This is a genomic window from Vicinamibacterales bacterium, from assembly GCA_036504215.1.
Classification (GTDB): Bacteria; Acidobacteriota; Vicinamibacteria; order Vicinamibacterales; family Fen-181; genus FEN-299.
In genome coordinates this window covers 1-20062 of record DASXVO010000075.1, presented here as the reverse complement: position 1 = coordinate 20062, position 20062 = coordinate 1, and the positions used below count along the sequence as shown (strand labels likewise).

Sequence of the window (20062 nt, the reverse complement as noted above, 5' to 3'; positions counted from 1 at the left end):
CGCTGGGATTACGACGGCGCAATCCGCGAGGCAGCCTGTTCGACCTTGTCGGCCAGCGTCTTCTTGTACTCGTCGAGCCGGGCCGACAGTGCCGGGTCGGCGAGGGCCAGCATTTGCGCGGCCAGCACGGCGGCATTCGTCGCGCCGGGTTTCCCGATCGAGACCGTGGCCACCGGGACGCCCGGCGGCATCTGCACCGTGGACAGCAACGCATCGAGTCCGTTCAGCGCGGACGAATCGATGGGCACGCCGATGACGGGTCGCGTGGTGTGCGCCGCAACCATGCCCGCCAGATGAGCGGCCGCGCCCGCGCCGACAATGAACACCTGCACGCCGCGGCCTGGCGCTTCGGCAAGCAGGCGCTGCACGCGGGCCGGTGAACGGTGCGCTGACGCCACGGTCATCTCGCACGGGATGCCGAGTTCCTTCAACAGGTCCGCGGCCGGCTGCATCACGGGCGCATCCGAATCGGAGCCGATCAGGATTAGGACGGAGATAGGTGACATATCAGTCGGATCCGCGGAGTGTCAGTCGGAGGTCGCTGCTCAGCCTCGAGCTGAGAGTGCCTTCAGTCCGATGTCCTTGCGCATGAACATGCCGTCGAAGCCGATCCGGCCGGCCGCAGCGTACGCCCGTGCCATCGCCTGGCGGTAGTCCTTGCCTTCGGCCACCACCGTCAGCACACGTCCACCAGCGGTGACGATCTCGGCGCCGCGTTGCGCGGTGCCCGCGTGGAAGACGACCACACCCGGCACCGAGGCGGCATCCGCCAGACCAGTGATGAGCTTGCCCGTTTCGTACGAATCCGGGTAGCCGCCGGAGGCGAGCACGACGCCGACCCGCGGCCAGTCACGCACCCGGCACGAGTCCTGGCCGAGTTTTCCGGCGGCGGCATCGCGAAGCAGCGGAGCGAGCTCGTCGTCGATCATCGGCAGGACGACCTGCGCCTCCGGATCGCCGAACCGCACGTTGAACTCCACGACCTTCGGACCCTCGCGGGTGAGCATCAGGCCTGCGTACAGGAAGCCCCGGAACTCGCGGCCTTCGGCGCGCATCCCGTCGATGGTCGGCAGAACGATGGTGTCGCGGATCCGATCGAGCAGCTCGTCGTCCACGAGCGGGCTCGGCGCAAATGCCCCCATGCCGCCGGTGTTCGGCCCGCGGTCGCCGTCATGGGCTCGCTTGTGGTCCTGCGCGGTCGGCAGCAGCACGGCCCGACGGCCGTCGGTCAGCGCGAAGACCGACACCTCCTGGCCCTCCATGAACTCCTCGATCACGATGCGAGTCCCGGCGTCGCCGAACCGTCGGTCCACCATCATCGACTTGATGGTGTGGGCGGCGTTCAGTTGGTCCTTCGCGATGACGACGCCCTTGCCGGCGGCCAGGCCGTCCGCCTTAATCACCAGGGGATAGCCGAACTGACGAGTCGCGAGCACGGCCAGCGCGATTTCCGGCGACTCGCAGATCTGGTAGGCTGCGGTCGGCACCCGGTGACGCCGCATGAAGTCCTTCGCAAAAGATTTGCTCGACTCGAGCTCAGCCGCCAGCCGGGTGGGACCGAGGAGCAGGCGGCCGCGGGCGGCGAACAGATCGGCGACACCATGCGTGAGCGGCAGTTCCGGGCCGATAATGGTCAGGTCCGCACCTTCCCGCTCGGCCAGTGCGTAGACCGCCTCCGGGTCGGCCGGGTCGACCGGCGAGAGCCGGGCCACGTCCGCTATGCCGGCGTTCCCAGGGGCGCAAACGAGCTCATGAGCAGCCGATTCACGCCCCAGCTTCCACGAGAGGGCGTGCTCACGGGCGCCGGAACCGATGATCAAGAGTTTCATGGAGGTCGCGCGTTGGAGGTATGTCGCTGATGTACAAGGAGTTAGTATTTCGTTGACTCCACGTCATCTTTAGCCCTAGAATCCGCGACTACCTGTGATAGCCTAGCATATTCCGGTAGTTTACCAGGATGGGATACGTGCCAGCCGGGCCGGTAAGGGGGTGTTGTAGGGCGTGGCTGAAGTCAAAGTACAAGAAGGCGAGTCAGTCGAGAGCGCCCTTCGGCGTTTCAAGCGGAAGGTTCAGCAGGAAGATATCATCAAGGATATCAAGAAGCACTCCTTCTACCTGAAGCCAGGGGACAAGCGTCGTGCCAAGCAGGCACTGGCGCGCAAGCGGAGCCGCAAGAAACTCCGACGCGAGCTGGAGTAGCGAGAAGCGGGGGGTATCCACCGATGGAATTCCAAGACAAGACCCTGCGCTGCGTGGACTGCGGAACGGAGTTCATCTGGACCGCAGGTGAGCAACTGTTCTTCGCCGACAAGAACTTCAAGAACGAGCCCAAACGGTGCAAGTCGTGCAAGACCAAGCGGGCTAGTCGGCCGGCCGGGGCGAGTCCGGCCAGGGAACGCGTCGAGACCCAGACCAACTGTTCGGAATGTGGAAAACTCACCACGGTTCCGTTCAAGCCAACTCAGGGTCGCCCGGTCTACTGCCGCGAGTGCTTCCAGCAGCGGAAGTTCGCGGGGGCCGGTGGCGCCGGCGTGTAGGAATTCCGATCGGGATTGCCCGGGGGGCCGTGCACAGGTGCGGCCCCCCTTTTTTTCGGAGTCCGGGCTGGTTGACGCTGTTTTCCGGGCTGCGATAGTATTAGGCGCCTTGAAGAGTCGCGGCGATCCGCGGTTGTCGCCTGACGGCCGGTCGCTCGCGCACAGGCGGGAGGAATGCGGAATGCATATCCATCAGAGATCCGTCGGGGACGTGACGATCATCGACATGAACGGCAAGATGACGCTGGGCGAGGGCGATGAACTGCTCCGCGACAAGGTGAACAGTCTGGTCCAGCAGGGTCAGAAGAAGCTGGTGCTGAATCTCGCGGAAGTACCCTATATCGACAGCGCGGGTCTCGGCGAAATCGTGCGCACCTATACGACGGTCAGCCGCCAGGGCGGCAGCCTGAAGCTGCTCAGCCTGACGAAGCGGATCCAGGATCTGCTGGCGATCACGAAGCTGCTGACAGTGTTCGAGACTTACGAATCGGAATCTGACGCGGTCAAGAGCTTCAGCTCGACCGGCGTCTAATCCTCCCAGCCGCGCTTCATGGCGCGTAGTCCACTTCCGGATGCCGTGACCCGGGACGCCTTGCTCACAGGAGGCGCCCCGGCTCGATCCCCGCTGGTCAGCCTGCTGGTCTCGCTTCGACCGGAGCAGTGGACCAAGAACCTCATTGTCTTCGCGGGGTTGCTGTTCAGCGGACAGCTGTTCGAGCCGTGGGCGCTGACACTGACCTCTGCAGCGGCTCTCGTCTTCTGCGCCCTGTCGGGTGTGGTCTACCTGCTGAACGACGTGGCGGATCGCGACGCCGATCGTCGGCATCCGCTCAAGTGTCGGCGTCCGATCGCGGCCGGCCAGTTGTCGGCGGCGGCGGCGCTGGCGGCGGTCGGCCTGCTGGCCGGCTGTTCGCTCGTCGTGGCCTTCTGGATCCGGCCCGCCTTCGGTCTGGTTGCCGTCCTCTACGTGTCGCTGCAGGCCGCGTACTCGGCCCGACTGAAGCACGTGGTCATCGTGGACGTACTGACGCTGGCCCTGGGATTCGTTCTGCGCGCGGTGGCCGGTGCGGTCGTCATCGCGGTGCCGATCAGCCACTGGCTGCTGGTGTGCACGCTGCTGCTCGCACTCTTTCTCGCGCTCAGCAAGCGCCGCCAGGAGCTGACGCTGCTCGCGGGCGGCGCGATCCAGCATCGACGCATCCTCGGCGAGTACACGCCATACCTGCTCGACCAGATGATTGGCGTGGTGACGGCCTCGACGCTCATCGCCTACATTTTCTACACGATCAGCCCGGAAACCGTGGAGAAATTCGGAACTGACCTCCTTGGATTTACGATCCCGTTCCCGTTGTACGGCATCTTCCGCTACCTCTACCTGGTGCACCAGAAGGAGGGAGGAGGAAGCCCGGCAGCCATGCTGCTGAATGACCGCCCGCTGCTCGGTTGCGTCGCCCTGTGGGTGGCCTCGGTGGTGGGCATCGTGTATCGCGGGATGTTGATTGCGTACTGGCCGTGGAGATAGAGGGTCCCTACAGATGTCCGATTTCAACGTCCGCTCCGACTCGGTGAACGTCGAGCAGCTCATGCAGCAGATCCGCGCCCGAATCCGCGAGAAGCGCGGCGTGGACTACACCGAGGCGCAGATCCGTGAGCTCGCATCGGTCAAACTCGAACGCTTCCTCGATCCGACGAAGGTTCGGTCCGAGCTGCTGCAGCAGTTCCGCACGGGCGGCATCGATCCGCTGCCCGACTACGGCTTCGAGGAGAACACGCTCTTCGAGTCCCATCGGGCGCCACTGCGGTGGATACGGCGGGTCCTGCGGCCGCTGATGATGCTGTTCCTGAACATCAACCGGTTGATCCACTCGCTGCACACGCAGGTCCAGATCAACCGGCATCACGCGGAATACACGCAGCTCTCCTACGAGCTAATCCACAACCTCGTGCTCGAGACCACGCGGTTGGGAATCGAGGTCAAGAACCTCAAGATGCGGGTGGAGTCGCTCTCGAGCCGCCTCGATTTCAGCGAGCGACGCGCGCGGGCGCTGGAAGGTGTGGTTCAGTACCGACCGGGTGAGGTGCCCACCGCCGACGCGAAACCGGCACCCGGATCGAAGAGCGACCGGACCCCGGCGGGTGGATCGGAACAGCCGCCGCGCGACGCCGACCAGGGCAGCGCCGAGCAGCGGCGCCGCCGGCGCCGCCGGCGTGGCCGTCGCGGAGGCGCCGCACGCAGTTCGGGGCCCGAGGGCGCCGTCAACGCGAGCCCGGCCGCGAACGAGGCGGATGAGGAACGCGCCGAGGACACGTTGGATTTCGACGGCACGCCGGCGCAGCCGCACGCCCAGGTTCAGCCAGCTACTCAGGCGGAGCCGGACACCCAGGAACCGCCGTCCCGGGCCGATGACCGCGCCGGCACCGATCGCCAGGACCAGTGAAGCTCGCAGTCGTCGTTCAGCGCTACGGAGCTGCGATCAACGGCGGGGCCGAGCTGCACGCGCGCTACGTGGCCGAGCGGCTGGCCCGTCACGCCGAGGTGGAGGTCCTCACCACCTGTGCGACCGACTACGTGTCGTGGGCCAACGCGCTGCCGGCTGGTCTCGAAACGATCAACGGCGTGCCGGTCCGCCGGTTCCCCGTCCGACACACGCGGGATGCCGGACGCTTCGGCCGCCGCTCGGCCGTCGTCTTCGACGAGACACACTCGATGCAGGACGAACTGCGGTGGCTCGACGAAGAAGGACCGACCAGCCCGGCGCTGGTTCGCTTCGTGCGCGCCAACCGGGACCGTTACGACTACTACTTCTTCTTCAGCTACCGGTACTACCACGCGTACTACGGGACGCGGGCGGCAGCGGACCGGGCGGTGCTCGTGCCAACCGCCGAGCGCGATCCGGCGATCGGCCTCGGCCTGTTCCCGCCGCTGTTCAACGGCGTGCGCGCGCTGATGTACAACTCGTTCGAGGAGCGCGACCTGATCGGCAGCGTCTCCGGGAACGGCGACGTGCCGGGCGTGGTCGTGGGAATAGGCTCCGACGTTCCGGATCGCGTCGAACCCGCGCGGTTTCGTCAGAAATTCGGCATCGACCGCCGTTTTGCAATCTACGTCGGGCGCATCGACCAGAACAAGGGGTGCGCCGAGCTGTTCGACTTCTTCCAGCGCTACCTCCGGACGACGCGCGAGCCGCTGCAACTGGTGCTGTGCGGCAACTCGATCCTGCCGATTCCCGAGAGCCCGCACATCCGGCACCTGGGCTTCGTGTCCGACGAGGACAAGTTCGATGGCTTGGCGGCGGCGGACATGCTGGTGATGCCGTCGTACTTCGAGAGCCTGTCGATGGTCGCGCTCGAGGCATGGGCACTCGGCAGGCCGGTGCTCGCCAACGGACGGTGCGACGTGCTGAAGGGCCAATGCCTGCGCAGCAACGCCGGGCTGTTCTACGACAACTGGGACGAGTTCGCAGAGGCGATTGGCTGGTTCACCAGGCACCCTGAGGACACGCACGCGCTCGGTGCGAACGGCCGCCGGTACTTCCAGCAGCACTATACGTGGCCGGTCATCGAGGGGAAGTATCTCGACATGGTCGATCGACTGTCGCGCGAGGCGCCTGCGCGGCCGTCGCCCCTCGACGCGCCGCTGCCGGGCTTCTTCGAACGCCGGAAGCCCACGCTGAGGCCCGCGCGATACGTGCTCGACGATCTGCCGAAGGGACCGTCCGTCATCAAAGGATGAAGGATGAAGGATGAAGGCTGAAGGATGAAGGCTGAAGGCAGCAGGATGAACGTCCAGGTCCATCAGGTGCTGGCGACGCTCGGGTACGGCGATGCCATCGGCAACGAGGTGCTGGGCATTCGCCAGGTTCTGCGGGAGGCGGGCTACGAGTCCGACATCTTCTGCGGGACGGTCGACCCGCGTCTCGAGGATCTCACGCGGGACTACCGTGAACTGCGCGACATCAGTTCGCCCGACAACATCCTGATCCATCACTTCTCGCTCGGTTCGCGCGCGTCGCGCACGGCATACGCGTTGCCGGACCGGATGGTGCTGGTCTACCACAACGTCACGCCGCCGGAATACTTCGTGGACATCCACGCGCTCCTCGTCCGCGAGTGCTACCGCGGCCGCCGCGAGCTGTCGGCGTACGCGCAGCGGTGCGACCTCGGGCTCGGCGACTCCGAGTTCAACCGCCGGGAACTCGAGGAGATTGGCTTCCCGGTCACCGACGTGCTGCCGGTCGTGCCGAACTTCGATCACCTGGACGTCGAGCCCGACCGTCGCGTCATCGCCGACTTCGACGATGACTTCACGAACGTGATGTTCGTCGGGCGGATCGTGCCGAACAAGAAGATCGAGGACGTCATCCGGATCTTCGCGGCCTACCAGCGCTTCTTCAACCCGCGGTCGCGGCTGCTGATCGTCGGGAGCTACGCTGGCTTCGAGCGCTACTACGCGCTGCTCCAGTCACTCATCGCGCGGCTGGGCGTGCGTGACGTGTACTTCCTCGGCCACGTCTCCAACAACGAACTGACGGCGTGCTACGACGTGACCGACGTGTTCCTCTGCGCGAGCGAACACGAAGGGTTCTGCGTGCCGCTCATCGAGTCGTTTGCCAAGGGCGTGCCTGTGATGGCCTACGCGGCCGCCGCGGTACCGGCCACGATGGATGGCGCGGGCGTGCTCTTCCGCTCCAAGGACGTGTGGCACGTGGCGAGGCTCCTGGCAGAGATCGCCTCGAACCCCGAGATGCGCGAGCGGATCATCGCGGGGCAGGACGAGGCGCTGGTCCGCCTGATGGCGAAGGACTTCCGCGGCACGTTGCTCGGATTCGTCGAGCGCGTGCTGGCGGCCCCGCGCAGGCCTCGCCATCGGGTCGCGGATGATTTCTGGGAACAGGTCGACGGGACGGAACGCTACGAGGAGCTGCAGCAGTACCGGCCGGCGCTGGGGCACGCCCTGCCCAAGGCGCCAGGGCGCGTCGTCTGATCATGATCGTCAACCAGTGGGTCGGAGCGGCGCACCGATACGACGCGATTGGCGACCATGCCCGTCACGTGCAGGTCATCCTGCGCGCCATGGGGCACACCTCCGAGATCTACGGCCTGACCGTCGATGAGGACTTGCGGGACATCGTTCGACCGTTCGACCACCCCGACGCCAGGAGCGGCGATGTCACGATCTTCCACTACGCGCTGCCGTCCGCGATGACCGGCGCGTTTGCCGACCTGCCCCGCGGACGCGTGCTCCACTACCACAACATCACGCCGGCGCACTACTTCGCCCCCTACAACGCGGGTCAGTACCGGCTCTGCCGGGTGGGCCGGGAACACCTCCGGCGCCTGGTGGGTCACGCGGACCTCGCGCTCGGGGTTTCTGAGTTCAACCGGTTGGAACTGCAGGAGATGGGATTCGCCGAGACGGGGGTGATGCCGATCGCGGTGGACGTCGACCGCCTCACGAAGGCGCCACGTCGACCGGCCCTCGAGCGGATCCTCGACGATGGGTTGACGAACATCCTGTTTGTCGGCCGCATCGCGCCAAACAAACGGATCGACGACTACATTCGCTTCGCCGAACACTACAAGCGGTACGTCAACATCGACTACCGGTTCATCTTCGTCGGGCGGACGGACGCCGTCCCGCACTACTATTCGGCGATACGGACGCTCCTGCTGCAGTACGAGATGCCCCACGATCGCTTCATGTTCACGGGGCCGGTGACCGACGAGGACCTCGCCGCGTACTACCGCATGGCCAGCGTCTATCTCTCGCTGAGCGAGCACGAGGGCTTCTGCGTCCCGTTGCTGGAGGCGATGGCCATGGACGTACCGATCCTCGCCTACGCCGCAGGAGCCGTTCCCGATACGCTGTCCGGTTCGGGCGTCCTGTTCTCCCCGCGGGATTTCGAGTACGCCGCCGAACTGCTCGGCGAGCTGGTCTTCAACGACGACCTCCGCGGCGAGGTGATTGGCGGCCAGCGCCGTCGGCTGGCGGATTTCGGCGACGGGCGCGTGGAGAAGGATCTGCGGGCGGCCCTGTCACGGGTCGCCGGCAACACTTCGGTGCGGTAGGAGGGTTTCGTGAAACTCGGCTTCGTCATCCAACGCTACGGCACGGAGATTCTGGGCGGCTCGGAGTACCACTGCCGCCTGATCGCCGAACGTCTGGCCCAGCGCCACCACGTCGAGGTGCTGACGACGTGCGCCCGCGACTACATCACGTGGAAGAACGAGTATTCGGAAGCCACCGACCGGATTCGTGGTGTGACCGTGCGCCGGTTTCCCAACGCCAAGACGCGCGACATCGACTCGTTCAACCGATACTCGGACTGGATTTTCCACAACCCGCACACGCGGGCCGACGAGATGTCGTGGCTCGAGCAGCAAGGTCCCTGGTGCCCGGCGCTGCTCGACTACCTCCAGAAACACCAGGCGTCGTACGACGCCCTCATCTTCTTCACATATCTCTACGCGCCGACGGTGCTCGGCCTGCAGGTCGCACCCGGACGCAGCATCCTCGTGCCCACGGCGCACGACGAGCCGGCGATTCACCTCTCCATCTACGAGGAAGTCCTCGGCCTGCCGTCGGCCATCGCGTACAACACCGAGGCCGAACGGCGTTTCCTGACGACGCACTTCTCCATCCGCGCGATCGCCGAGGAAACGGTGGGGTGCGGAGTGGATCTGCCGCAGCACCATGCATATTCCCGGACGGCGCAGGGCGGCGGGGAAGATGCGCCCGCCGAGGACGCGCCCGGGGCATCCGCACCTCCCGGCCGGAAGCAGTTCCAGTCGCACCTGACCTCGCGCGGCGCCACGTTCCGTCGCCGGCATCGTCTCCACGGTCCCTTCGCGCTGTACGGCGGCCGGATCGAGAAGGGCAAGGGTTGCGAGGAACTGATCGAGTATTTCAACGCGTACGTGGCGGAAGGCGGCGAGGCGTCGCTCGTGCTGATGGGTGTGAAGCTGATGCCTCTCCCGGAGGATCCGTTCATCTGCTTCGCCGGCATGCTCTCCGACATCGAGCGCGGCCAGGCACTGGAGGCCGCCACGGTCGTCGTTGTCCCATCGCCGTTCGAGAGCCTGTCGCTGCTGGCGCTCGAGGCCCTGTCGGTTGGCACGCCCATCCTCACCAACGCGCGTAGCGAGGTGCTGGTCGATCACTGCCTGTCCAGCAACGGCGGGCTCTTCTACGCCGACCGGTACGAGTTCACCGAGTGCCTCAAGATGCTGGTGGCCGACGAGCAGTTACGCGCAGCGATGGGCCGCAACGGACGCGACTACATCCGCCGCAACTACCGGTGGGACGTCATCATGGCGAAGTACGAGCGGATGATCTCGACGCTGAAGGGCCGGTAGCGCCCGGGCTGGAGGCCCGCATCCGTAGGGCGGTGCAGGCTGGCGTCCCGATCGCGGACATTCAGAGGACGAGGCACCGTGCGGCTCGACAGCGAGCCGTGCGTGCCGGAGAGGAGCGGATACCACCATGACCAGAGTCACGCGTCGCACGTTCGTCGAGACCACGGCTGCCGCGGCCGGCACGAGCCTCGTCGTCTCGATCGTCGGGAAGCTCGGGATCCCCGCCCTTGCCGCCGGCGCGGTCCCCACGCGCCCGTTCGGCAAGACCGGCGTGCAGGTGAGCGTGGCGGGACTCGGCGGCGGCGCGCGTTTCTACGAACCGGTGCCCACCGACGAGGCGGGCGCGGAACTTGTCCGGCAGGCAATCGACCGCGGCATCTCCTTCATCGAAACCAGCGCCAACTACGGCCCGGACGACGACGGGAACTGCAGCGAACGGCGGATCGGCATGGCGATGAAGACGCACCGCGCGAAGGCGTTCCTCGAGACCAAGACCGACGAGCGGAGCTACGACGGCGCGATGCGGGAGATGGAGCGCAGCCTGAAGCTGCTGTCCACCGACCACGTCGATTTGATGCTGCACCACAACCTCAGCAGCGCCACGCAACTCGATCAACTGGCCGGACCCGACGGCGCGGAGCGCGCGATCCGGAAGCTCGTCGATCAGAAGGTGATCCGGTTCCGTGGCTTCTCGTGCCACGACCCGACGCTGACACTCCAGGCGATCGCGCGCCTCGATCCGGACGCCATCCAGGCGCCGATCAACGCCACGCGGGTTCCGGACTTCGAAGCGGAGGTCCTGCCGCTCACCAGGGCGCGGGGCATCGCCGTGGTCGTCATGAAGGCGGTCGGTCATGGGTTCTTCATGAAGGACGCGATTGGCGGCGCGTTCGACTCGCGGTCGAAGACCGACAAGCGTCCCGAGCTGCACCGGTTCGCGCCTCCCGCGGAGGCGTTCAACCGGCCGGTGCCGGCGCCCGGCGACTACCTGCGCTACGCGATGTCGTTGCCTGTGACCACGGTGCTGGCGGGCATGGACTCGATCGCCACGCTCGACGGCCTGGTCGCGACGGCCTCGGCGTTCACGCCGTTCGCCCCGGCTGAGGCTGCGCGCGTCCGCGAGCGGGCGCAGGCGTTCGCGGGCACCGGCTACTGGATCCCGCGGCGGGCATAGGGCGCCGGCCGTTCGGGGCCGCGGCCGTTCAGGAACGACAGGTCGGCCGCCATCACGCCGCGCCGGTGGGTCTTGCGCGACACCTCGTGCATCAGCTCGTAGAGACGTTCCATCTTCCGAACGAATGCGTCGATGTCGTAGTCCTGCGCGGTCACCCGCGCACGGGCCGAGAGGCGCGTGCGTTCTTCCGGATGGTCCATCAGGAACACGATCTTGTCGGCCAGCGCAGCAGCGTTGCGCCTGGGCACGATGAGCGCGTCCTGATTGTCGGTGAGGATGTCCAACAGACCGTCGGCGTCGGTGGCAACGATGGAACGGCCGGCGGCGAGAGTCTCGAAGGCCGTGAGCGGGGTCCCCTCCCAGAGCGAGGGGAACACACTCATGTCGAAGGCCGACACGACCCTCGCCACGTCGCGGACGAAGCCGGCGAAGATGAACCGATCGCCGAGTCCCAGCGATCGCGCCTGCTGCTCGAGCGCCGGCCGCAGCGGCCCTTCCCCGACAAGGTAGAACTTCGCGGTCGGCCGGCGGTCGACGACGGTGCGCGCGGCCTCGATCAGATACTCGTTGCCCTTCGAATCGTGCAGCCGCGTCACCGTGCCGAGCAGGAAGTCGGTCTCTGCCGCCCCGAGCTCGCGCCGGACGGCCGCGACTTCCTCAGGGCTGCGCACCTGCCCGAACTCCCCCACCGGCGCGCCCAGGTACACGACCTTCACCTTGCGTTCCGGAACCTTGCGCGCACCAATCACGAATTCCGCCGTCGAGCGCGAGACTGCGATCGCCAGGTCGGTGAACGGCTCGAGCGCCACGTCCACGACCTTCTGGAACCACGGCGTGTCGGTCAGATTCGCGTGCTCGTGCAGCAGCGTCGGGATCCGCTTGATCGCGCCGGCGGCCCGGCCGAACGTGGTCGCGCCGTACCCGTGCATGTGCAGGATGTCGATCTTCTTCCGGTCGATGACCTTGAGCATGTCCGTCAGCGTGGCGGGATCGAACTTCGATCGCTGGAGGTACGTGATGTCCACGCCGTAGGTGTCGAGCGTCTCCTCGGACAGGTCCTTCTTCCGGAGACTCACGAGCGAGACGTTGAACCGGGCAGGGTCGAACCGCGGGATCATCCACGCAAACAGCCGCTTGACGCCGTGCATGCGCGACCCCTCCCATCCGAGGTGATCGCACACCTGCAACACGTTCAGTTTCCCGTCGGTCATACGTCAGTCCTCTCCGGCCCCACGCTCCGGGCGTCCGGCCTCCCCTGAACACACGGCTGGCAGCGACACCACCCCGTACACCGCAACCGAGCTGTTCCGGAAGAGCGGCATGAACTGGTCGGGGCTGGCATCGAGAAGCGGCTGGAGACCTGGGTAGCCCTGTCGCTCGGGCGGCCCGATGACCAGGTAGGCGATGCAGGTTTCCGCCGCCAACGCGTGCGCGCGGTCTGCGCTCGTGGCCTGGTAGAGGCTCTTGATGCGCGCGCTGGCCACCTCGTACTTCCGCAGCGGAATCATCGAGATCGGCAGTCCCGCCGCCATGCGTCGCTCGGCGAACGCGGGAATGTAGTCCCACGTGTCGCGACCCCGCGACTCGGGCTCGATCTGGACGAGGGCTCTTGGCGAGGTGTTGCGTTTGATCCACTCGAGCGCCGCCAGTTCGTCGGGCGAGAGGATCACTGTCCAGCGGAACCCAGGTCCCATGGATCGGTTCGAGGTGTCCTGGCTGTTGTAGAGGTCGATCACCACCATCGGTGCGGCCGCCAGCGCGACCACGAACGAGACCGCCACGGTTGCGATCCGTGCCGCCCGGCCCGCCGCCCACAACTCCTGCAGCGCATAACCGCAAAACGCGGCGAAGGCAATGAACAGCAGGTGCGATGCCCGCCAGCCCACGTACACGTGCTGATGCTCAGGGACGTCCACGAAGAAGTAGAACAACCAGCAGACCGCAATCATCACCAGGAGCACGGCGAACCGGCCCAGCGTCCGCTTCCAGACGGATACGAGCAGGCCTGCCGCGGCGGCCAGGAGCATGGGCCCGAAGCTCAGCAGGATCGCCATGCCAGCATTGCGCGACGCGGTGCGGTTCAGCCCGATGGCGACGAGCGGCCCGGCACCGTCCACGTACCGAAGGATGCTGCTGAGGCCCAGAGCGCCGAACATCGGCAGGCTCGCTGCCGCCGCGCCCGCGACGATCGTGCGCCACTGCCGGCCGATGACGAGCCGCACCCCGGCGTAGACCGCGACGATGGCCGTCAGCATCATGGCGGCGAACGAACTCAGCAGGAGCGCCATCCCCAGCAGGCAGCCGGCGAGAAACAGTGCTCCAGCCGTGATCCGTTCGCGAGCCTGCACGAGCAGCAGCAGCGCCGACAGGCCGAGGATGTAGCCCAACTCGTGTTGCCGTTGGTACAGCAGAACTCGCTGCAGGCCATCGACCGGCATGCTCTCGTACTTCCAGCGCGACACGGCGTCGATGTTCGTGTCCAGCACGGCGGTCAGCGGACCGCCGGTCTTCCAGAGGCGGTACAAGAACTCCGCGCCCTCGAAACTGCTGAACAAAACGACGGCCACGCACGCGGCGGCCGCCGCACCGGGGCTGCGGACGAAGTGCCGGATGAACAGGTACAGGAAACCCACGAACGCGAGACCAATCGAAAAATCGTTGACGAGCAGCAGTTGCTCGACGCGCAGTGCGCTGCGCGCCGCGCGATGCTCCACGGCGGGCAGCAGGTGGGCCAGCCAGTAGTACCGCAGGTCGTCCCCGCGATAGAACACGTTGCGCGGCGGCATGTCACCCTTGCTGACCTCGGAGACCACCGCCATGGCCCAGACGAAATCGGCGGTGAAATACGCGCGGTAAGCCCGGCCCTCAGGCAACGTGCGGCCCACATGCGCGTATGGCAAACCCACCACCAGGGGCACGAGCAACAGCAACAGGCACACCGCCACGATGTCGCGCCGGTCGAACCGCGGAATCGTCAATCCGCCAGCCAGGCGACCCAGCAGCCACGCGGCGAGGCCCGCCACCAGCGGAACGGACGCCAGGATGACCGGACGCCGGACGCCCGCCGCCCAGAGGGCCAGCAGGACCAGACTGCTCAGTACGTAGCCGGCTGCCGGCCCGAGGAGCCATGCCGCCAGGCCCCGCCCGGGCTGGCCACGGTAGAGCGTGAGGCCAAGCACCACGCCTGGAAGACAGAACCACCCCATCACGGCAGCCAGGCCGATGCTGCTCGCCGTCGGACCCAACCCTGACAGGCAGAGCACGACCGCTACCGCCAGGGTTCCGGCCGCGGCGAACACGGTCAGTACTCCGGGCATGCGGGCTACCGCGCTTGGGTTCATCGGTTCTTCCGTCGGGGAATAGGCGTTGTGAGGGACACGCGGTCCACCGTTGGCCGTTCCTGTGGACGAATCAGGCGCCGCCGAAGCAAGCGCCGGTACAGATTAGTGCAGACATCCCCCAGCGTCAAAGCACCCCAAGCCACTGCCTACCGGTGTCGATCGACCAGCCCTATAGTCCTGGTGTCGGAGATCCGATACTCGGATCGGCGGTTGCCACTCTCAGGGCGAGGACCTGGCGATGTGCGCACACGCACAGAGAGACGATGCCATGAAACGAACCTATCTCTTGCTGGTGGCAGGCCTGGTCCCCGCCCTCGCCGCCGCCGCCTGCAGCACACAGAAGAGCTCGAGCCCGCTCAGCCCGTCGGTGGCCGGACCGATCGCTGGCGTGTCGATCTCACCGCCCACGCCGGTGGAGCCCAAGGCCAGCAGTTCGATCGACGTCGGGTCGCAGCCCATCACTCTTGTCGTCGCCAACGCGACGACCAACGGCCAGCGGCCACTGGAGTATGCGTTCGAGGTGGCCAGCGACGCCGATTTCACGACCAAGGTGATCACGCGGGAGGGCATCGCTCCGGGATCGAACGGCCAGACCTCGTTCAAACTGCCCGATCCGCTCACCGCCAACCGCACGTACTATTGGAGATCCAAGGCGGAGGACGGCGCCAACACCGGTCCCTTCTCCGTGGGTGTCCCGTTCACGGTCATCGTGCCGGTCGTGCTGGAGGCGCCGCAACTCGTCTCGCCGATCAACGGCGTGACGACGGACCTCGGTCCGACATTTGTCGTCCACAATAGCGCCCGCAGCGGAAGCCCGGTGGGCGTCTCCTACGACTTCGAAGCGAGCAAGGATCAGGCGTTCAGCCAGGTCGCCGGCACGACGAATACGGCCGAGCAGCCCGGCGACACCAGGGCGACGCTGTCGGCGAACCTGGCTTACGGCACCCGCTACTACTGGCGGGCTCGAGCCCGCGAGATGTCGAAGAGCGTCGTGGGACCCTGGTCGGTCACGCAGACATTCGTGACGGCCGTCGAGAACACACCGCCGTCAGGACCGACGACGCCTGGTGACGGCAGCGGCGGCCATATCCCGCCTGGGGCACCCACCGTCGATCGTGCCCAGGCTGTCGTCTACGGGACCGCCAAGGAGTTCCCGTCGCTGCTCGTCGTGTTCTCGACGGAGGACCAGGCCGTGAGTGCCGCCGAGGAACTGCTGCTGAGGACCATCTGGCATCTGCAGCTTGCAGGGTTCCAGGCGGGACGCCAGAAGAACCCGTCCGGCGCCATCTCGAAGGACAAGCTGACGATCATGATCGGCGGCGCGTGGCATGCGTACGACATCTACAGCCTGGGCTACGCGGGCAAGGCGACGACGGTTCAATTCATCGAAGTGACCCCGCCGAACTACCTTCCGTCGAGCGGAATCCGCGACTAGCGGACCGCCGGGCAGGGTCGGCCTCGACAGAGGCCGGCCGGCGGAAGATGCGGGTTCGGTTGTCCAGTCAGTACAACACGAAGGGCGCCATCACGGCGCCCTTCGTGTTGTACTGACTGGTTCCGGAGTTGCGTGGTCTGCGACCGCATGGCAGAATGGCCGCGGACGGAGACGCCACCTTCATGCTGAATCTCAAGACAATTCGTCGATTCGTCGCTCTCGTCCTCGTCAACGCCCTGGTCGTCGGCATCCTGCTCGAGGGCTTCTTCGTCGTCATGCTCCACGCGCCCCGGCTCGTGGCGGTTTCCCCGAAACCGTTGCAGCGGCTCGTGCAGCAGGTCTACCGGCACTTCAATCGGGCGTTCATCCAGTTCGAACCAGGTTGCGCGCGCTACGACCCCGAGGTGACCTACACGCTCCGGCCCGGCGGCTGCACGTTTGGCAACATAGAGTTCCAGAACGCGTACGCGGTCAATCACCTCGGCGTCCGCGACACCGAAGCATCGCTCGAGGCCCCGGAGATCATCGCCCTCGGCGACTCGCACGTCATGGGATGGGGTGTCGGACAGGACGAGCCGTTCGCCCGCGTGCTGGCGAGGGCAACGGGGCGGAAGACGCTCGATGCAGGGGTCTCCTCGTACGGAACGGTCAGGGAACTCACGCTCCTCAACCGTCTGGACACATCGCACTTGAAGGTGCTGGTCATCCAGTACGCCGACAACGACCTGCCCGAGAACCTCGCGTTCCGGAGATACGGGAACCGTCTCCCGATCATGACCGAGGCACAGTACCAGGGTATCGTCCGGTACTACACGTCGCAGCGGGGCTACTTTCCAGGCAAGTACGCGTTCCGGTTGTTCATGAAGGTGTCGCACCTCGAGGAGCCCGAACCGGTGGATCTCAAGATGCCGGCCGCGACGCCGACCGAGGAAGCGGAGCTGTTCCTGAACGCCGTTCAGCATGCGACCAACAAGAACCTGGACGGTGTGCAGTTGGTGGTGCTCGAAATCAACCAGCAACTCGTCCCGCCACGTCCGTTCATTGCCGCGCTGGCCGAGGTGAAGAGCCGCGAGTCGTACCCCGAGTACATCCGGCGGCTGGTGACCGTCGACACCACCAGAGTATTGACGCGGAAGGAATTCTACGTGCTGGACGACCACATGAACGCGGGCGGCCATCGCGCGGTTGGCGAGGCGCTCGCGCAGGCGATCCGGCCCGTCTTCGGCCACTGAGCAGCCGGCGACAATGCGCGTCAGCCACGCCCTGTGCTCCCTCGTATTGCGATCGCGTCACGGTCGTGCCTTCAGCCACGGCCGTGCGCCACGTGGCGGAGTCGAAGGGTATAATGGGCGGTTGACGATTCTGAATCCTGCCCAGCCGTACCGGGCGCAGGGTGAACGACGGGTTCTCAGTCCTTCGATGCACACCTGCGGCGATGCATCCGGGCCTTCAGGACCGAGTGCCGATCGAGCACAACCGGCCACGCGCACCAAGCGGCGCTCGTGGCCGCAATCGCGAACCGAAGTACTCAGTGGGCTGCAGGTAAGCAGGCGATGAGCACACGCACGCTGATTCTCGGGATTTCCGCCTTCTACCACGATTCGGCGGCGGCCATTCTCTCGGATGGCGACATCGTCGCCGCCGCCCAGGAGGAGCGCTTCACCCGCGTCAAGCACGACGCAGGGTTTCCGCAGCGTGCGATCGAGTACTGCCTGCGCGAGGCGAACGCGACCCCCGACGACATCAACGTGGTGGCGTTCTACGAGAAACCGCTGACCAAGTTCGAGCGTCTGCTCGAGACGTACCTCGCGTACGCGCCGGTGGGTTTCCAGAGCTTCCGCCAGGCGCTGCCGATTTGGCTGAAACAGAAGCTCCACCTGCCGCGAGTGATGGATCGCGGCATGGGCGGGCGCTACAAGGGACGCTACGTTTTCCCGGAACACCACGAGTCGCACGCCGCAAGCGCGTTCTATCCCTCGCCCTTCGAGGAGGCTGCCATCCTCACGCTGGATGGCGTCGGTGAGTGGGCCACGGCTGCGTGCGGCGTCGGCCGCGGGAACCGCATCGAGTTGACGAAGGAACTCCGATTCCCCCACTCGCTCGGCCTGCTCTACTCGGCGTTCACCTACTACACGGGCTTCAGGGTCAACTCGGGCGAATACAAGCTGATGGGCCTCGCGCCCTACGGCGAACCGCGCTATGCGGATCTCATCCGGGAGCACCTCCTCGATCTCAAAGACGATGGCTCGTTCCGGATGGACCTGAGCTACTTCAACTACTGCCAGGGCCTGACGATGACGAGCGCGAAGTTCCACGCGCTGTTCGGCGGGCCGCCGCGTGAACCCGAATCGCCGGTCACCGATCGCGACATGGATTTGGCCGCCAGCATCCAGGTGGTCACAGAGGAGATCATCAGCCGGATGGCCCGTCGTCTCCACGAGGAGACGGGAATGAAGAACCTGTGCCTTGCCGGTGGCGTGGCCCTGAACTGCGTGGCGAATGGCCGAGTGCTCCGCGAGGGACCGTTCGAGAACCTGTGGATCCAGCCGGCGGCCGGCGACGCGGGCGGCGCACTCGGTGCGGCACTCCTCGTCTGGCACCAGTTGATGGGACGTCCGCGGACGACGAACGAGACCGACAGCATGAAGGGGGCGCTGCTCGGCCCCGCCTACACCGACGAACAGATCAAGGCGGTGCTCGACCGCAAAGGTGCCCGCTACCGCCATCTCGACGACGAGGCGATGCTCGAGCGCATCGTCGGCCTGCTGTGCGACGAGAAGGTCGTGGGGCGTTTCCAGGGGCGAATGGAGTTCGGCCCGCGCGCGCTCGGCAACCGGAGCATCCTCGGCGACGCACGCAGCGAGAAGATGCAGTCGGTGATGAACCTCAAGATCAAGTTCCGCGAGTCGTTCCGGCCGTTCGCGCCGTCGGTCCTGATCGAGGACACACCCGAGTACTTCGAGATGGATGCCGGCGTCGAGAGCCCGTACATGCTGCTCGTCGCCGATGTGCAGCGCGACAAGCGCGTCGATGGTGGAGCGGAGCGCAAGGGGCGGAAGGGGATGGACCTGCTGTACATGAAGCGGTCCGTCGTCCAGGCCATCACGCACGTGGACTACTCGGCCCGCGTGCAGACCGTCGATCCGCGGCGGCACGCGGCGTATCACAAGCTGATTCGACGCTTCAAAGAGAGGACGGGCTGCCCCGTCATCATCAACACGAGCTTCAACGTTCGCGGCGAGCCGATCGTGGGTTCCCCGGAGGACGCGCTCAACTGCTTCCTGAACACGGGCATGGATGCGCTCGTGCTCGAGCACTACCTGCTGTTGAAGACCGAGCAGCCCGAGGGTCTCGCCGCCGGCCAGGCGGAGTACCTGAAGGCGTTCAAGCTCGACTAGAACGGAGAGAAGGCGCCATGACGTTCGGCGACATCAACCTGCACCCGGACGAGAAGGAGTTGCGGACCTTTGCCCTGCTCTGGCTCGTCGGATTCGGGCTCCTGGGGGTCGTCGTGGCCTGGCGTGGCGGGGCGTTCGGGGCGGCAGCCGTGCCCATCGGCTGGCACGCACCGTGGCGGGCGCCGCTTGCGCTCTGGGTGCTTGCCGTCGTCGGTTGCGTCGTGGGTCTGGCTGCGCCCGCCGCGCTGCGGCCGATATACGTGACCTGGATGGTCGCGGCGTTTCCCATCGGGTGGACGGTCAGCCTGATCCTGCTGGCGTTGGTCTACTACGTGTTGTTCACGCTGGTCGGTCTCGTGTTCCGGCTGATCGGACGGGACGCGCTCGGACGTTCCTTCGATCGGCGGGCGACGTCGTACTGGGTTCGGCGGCCGGCACCGTCCGACACCGAACGGTACTTCAGGCAGTTCTGAGGGTGGTGGACGCGATGGACCCGAAATCCGACGATCGATTCGAACAGGCGGTTGCCCAGCCGCGCTCCTCGCTGTTGGGCGAATTCTGGGGGTTCCTCAGCCACAACAAGAAATGGTGGCTTCTGCCGATCGTGGTGGTGTTCCTGCTGCTCGGCGTGCTGATGCTGCTCGGCAGCACCGCCGCCGCGCCGTTCATCTACACGATCTTCTAGTGTAGTGTCCCTGAAATAGCTATACAGCGACAATCTTCGGTGTTTTGCGTCGGCGCGACAGCGTGCACCCCGGCTGGATGGATTCGAGCCGCTGGCGCGCCCGGTCGAGTTTGACGACGAGGTCGCCGACGGTGGC

The 20062-nt window shown here is 66.1% G+C and carries 19 protein-coding genes; 15 read left to right on the top strand and 4 right to left on the bottom strand.

Going from position 1 to position 20062, the window contains the following annotated elements; all coding sequences use genetic code 11:
• Positions 1–8: 8 nt before the first annotated feature.
• A complete protein-coding gene (gene purE, locus VGK32_20265; protein HEY3384105.1) occupies positions 9–506 on the bottom strand; it encodes a 5-(carboxyamino)imidazole ribonucleotide mutase in 498 nt (165 codons plus the stop codon).
• A 39-nt stretch (positions 507–545) separates the two neighbouring features.
• On the bottom strand, positions 546–1829 hold the full coding sequence (gene purD, locus VGK32_20260) for a phosphoribosylamine--glycine ligase (GenBank protein HEY3384104.1): 1284 nt from the start codon (positions 1827–1829) through the stop codon (positions 546–548).
• Between the two features lie 172 nt (positions 1830–2001).
• Between purD and rpsU the strand changes: the two genes are divergently transcribed.
• The 10 genes from rpsU to VGK32_20210 all read left to right on the top strand — a co-directional run bounded on the left by rpsU (position 2002) and on the right by VGK32_20210 (position 11067).
• Positions 2002–2199 carry a 30S ribosomal protein S21 gene (gene rpsU / locus VGK32_20255; GenBank protein ID HEY3384103.1) on the top strand — a complete coding sequence of 66 codons (198 nt, stop codon included), beginning with the start codon at positions 2002–2004 and terminating at the stop codon, positions 2197–2199.
• A gap of 23 nt (positions 2200–2222) precedes the next feature.
• Positions 2223–2537, top strand: coding sequence for a zinc-ribbon domain containing protein (locus tag VGK32_20250; GenBank protein HEY3384102.1), 315 nt, complete (start codon positions 2223–2225; stop codon positions 2535–2537).
• Between the two features lie 181 nt (positions 2538–2718).
• Positions 2719–3069: an STAS domain-containing protein gene (locus VGK32_20245; protein HEY3384101.1), complete on the top strand. Its 351-nt coding sequence runs from the start codon at positions 2719–2721 to the stop codon at positions 3067–3069.
• An 18-nt stretch (positions 3070–3087) separates the two neighbouring features.
• The gene (locus VGK32_20240) at positions 3088–4059 is read left to right on the top strand and encodes a decaprenyl-phosphate phosphoribosyltransferase (protein HEY3384100.1); all 972 of its coding nucleotides are present in this window, start codon (positions 3088–3090) and stop codon (positions 4057–4059) included.
• Between the two features lie 13 nt (positions 4060–4072).
• Positions 4073–4975, top strand: a complete 903-nt coding sequence (locus VGK32_20235; protein ID HEY3384099.1) for a hypothetical protein — start codon at positions 4073–4075, stop codon at positions 4973–4975.
• Positions 4972–6270: a glycosyltransferase family 4 protein gene (locus tag VGK32_20230; protein HEY3384098.1), complete on the top strand. Its 1299-nt coding sequence runs from the start codon at positions 4972–4974 to the stop codon at positions 6268–6270. Before VGK32_20235 ends, VGK32_20230 begins: the two co-directional genes overlap by 4 nt.
• A gap of 24 nt (positions 6271–6294) precedes the next feature.
• Complete coding sequence (locus VGK32_20225; protein ID HEY3384097.1) at positions 6295–7521, top strand: glycosyltransferase; 1227 nt, start codon at positions 6295–6297, stop codon at positions 7519–7521.
• 2 nt (positions 7522–7523) lie between these two features.
• The gene (locus tag VGK32_20220; GenBank protein ID HEY3384096.1) at positions 7524–8606 is read left to right on the top strand and encodes a glycosyltransferase family 4 protein; all 1083 of its coding nucleotides are present in this window, start codon (positions 7524–7526) and stop codon (positions 8604–8606) included.
• A gap of 9 nt (positions 8607–8615) precedes the next feature.
• Positions 8616–9893: a glycosyltransferase gene (locus VGK32_20215; protein HEY3384095.1), complete on the top strand. Its 1278-nt coding sequence runs from the start codon at positions 8616–8618 to the stop codon at positions 9891–9893.
• Between the two features lie 127 nt (positions 9894–10020).
• Positions 10021–11067, top strand: coding sequence for an aldo/keto reductase (locus tag VGK32_20210; protein ID HEY3384094.1), 1047 nt, complete (start codon positions 10021–10023; stop codon positions 11065–11067).
• On the opposite strand, the gene VGK32_20205 is transcribed toward VGK32_20210, so the two are convergent.
• Positions 11043–12278, bottom strand: a complete 1236-nt coding sequence (locus VGK32_20205; GenBank protein ID HEY3384093.1) for a glycosyltransferase — start codon at positions 12276–12278, stop codon at positions 11043–11045. The two genes, VGK32_20210 and VGK32_20205, sit on opposite strands and share 25 nt — an antisense overlap.
• Positions 12279–12281: 3 nt before the next feature.
• Positions 12282–14408, bottom strand: coding sequence for a hypothetical protein (locus VGK32_20200; protein ID HEY3384092.1), 2127 nt, complete (start codon positions 14406–14408; stop codon positions 12282–12284).
• Between the two features lie 268 nt (positions 14409–14676).
• Between VGK32_20200 and VGK32_20195 the strand changes: the two genes are divergently transcribed.
• The 5 genes from VGK32_20195 to VGK32_20175 all read left to right on the top strand — a co-directional run bounded on the left by VGK32_20195 (position 14677) and on the right by VGK32_20175 (position 19926).
• Positions 14677–15843, top strand: a complete 1167-nt coding sequence (locus VGK32_20195; GenBank protein ID HEY3384091.1) for a hypothetical protein — start codon at positions 14677–14679, stop codon at positions 15841–15843.
• A gap of 182 nt (positions 15844–16025) precedes the next feature.
• A complete protein-coding gene (locus VGK32_20190; protein ID HEY3384090.1) occupies positions 16026–17075 on the top strand; it encodes a hypothetical protein in 1050 nt (349 codons plus the stop codon).
• Between the two features lie 321 nt (positions 17076–17396).
• A complete protein-coding gene (locus tag VGK32_20185; protein ID HEY3384089.1) occupies positions 17397–19241 on the top strand; it encodes a carbamoyltransferase in 1845 nt (614 codons plus the stop codon).
• Positions 19242–19258: 17 nt separating this feature from the next.
• Positions 19259–19714 (top strand): SxtJ family membrane protein, encoded by a 456-nt coding sequence (locus VGK32_20180; GenBank protein HEY3384088.1) that lies wholly within the window; start codon positions 19259–19261, stop codon positions 19712–19714.
• Positions 19715–19728: 14 nt separating this feature from the next.
• Complete coding sequence (locus VGK32_20175; protein ID HEY3384087.1) at positions 19729–19926, top strand: DUF5989 family protein; 198 nt, start codon at positions 19729–19731, stop codon at positions 19924–19926.
• Positions 19927–20062 lie beyond the last annotated feature (136 nt).

Coding starts and splice junctions, on each gene's coding strand:
- purE (HEY3384105.1), bottom strand. CDS start 506: ATGTCACCTATCTCCGTCCTAATCCTGATCGGCTCCGATTCGGATGCG.
- purD (HEY3384104.1), bottom strand. CDS start 1,829: ATGAAACTCTTGATCATCGGTTCCGGCGCCCGTGAGCACGCCCTCTCG.
- VGK32_20250 (HEY3384102.1), top strand. CDS start 2,223: ATGGAATTCCAAGACAAGACCCTGCGCTGCGTGGACTGCGGAACGGAG.
- VGK32_20245 (HEY3384101.1), top strand. CDS start 2,719: ATGCATATCCATCAGAGATCCGTCGGGGACGTGACGATCATCGACATG.
- VGK32_20240 (HEY3384100.1), top strand. CDS start 3,088: ATGGCGCGTAGTCCACTTCCGGATGCCGTGACCCGGGACGCCTTGCTC.
- VGK32_20235 (HEY3384099.1), top strand. CDS start 4,073: ATGTCCGATTTCAACGTCCGCTCCGACTCGGTGAACGTCGAGCAGCTC.
- VGK32_20225 (HEY3384097.1), top strand. CDS start 6,295: ATGAAGGCTGAAGGCAGCAGGATGAACGTCCAGGTCCATCAGGTGCTG.
- VGK32_20220 (HEY3384096.1), top strand. CDS start 7,524: ATGATCGTCAACCAGTGGGTCGGAGCGGCGCACCGATACGACGCGATT.
- VGK32_20210 (HEY3384094.1), top strand. CDS start 10,021: ATGACCAGAGTCACGCGTCGCACGTTCGTCGAGACCACGGCTGCCGCG.
- VGK32_20205 (HEY3384093.1), bottom strand. CDS start 12,278: ATGACCGACGGGAAACTGAACGTGTTGCAGGTGTGCGATCACCTCGGA.
- VGK32_20200 (HEY3384092.1), bottom strand. CDS start 14,408: ATGAACCCAAGCGCGGTAGCCCGCATGCCCGGAGTACTGACCGTGTTC.
- VGK32_20195 (HEY3384091.1), top strand. CDS start 14,677: ATGAAACGAACCTATCTCTTGCTGGTGGCAGGCCTGGTCCCCGCCCTC.
- VGK32_20190 (HEY3384090.1), top strand. CDS start 16,026: ATGCTGAATCTCAAGACAATTCGTCGATTCGTCGCTCTCGTCCTCGTC.
- VGK32_20185 (HEY3384089.1), top strand. CDS start 17,397: ATGAGCACACGCACGCTGATTCTCGGGATTTCCGCCTTCTACCACGAT.
- VGK32_20180 (HEY3384088.1), top strand. CDS start 19,259: ATGACGTTCGGCGACATCAACCTGCACCCGGACGAGAAGGAGTTGCGG.
- VGK32_20175 (HEY3384087.1), top strand. CDS start 19,729: ATGGACCCGAAATCCGACGATCGATTCGAACAGGCGGTTGCCCAGCCG.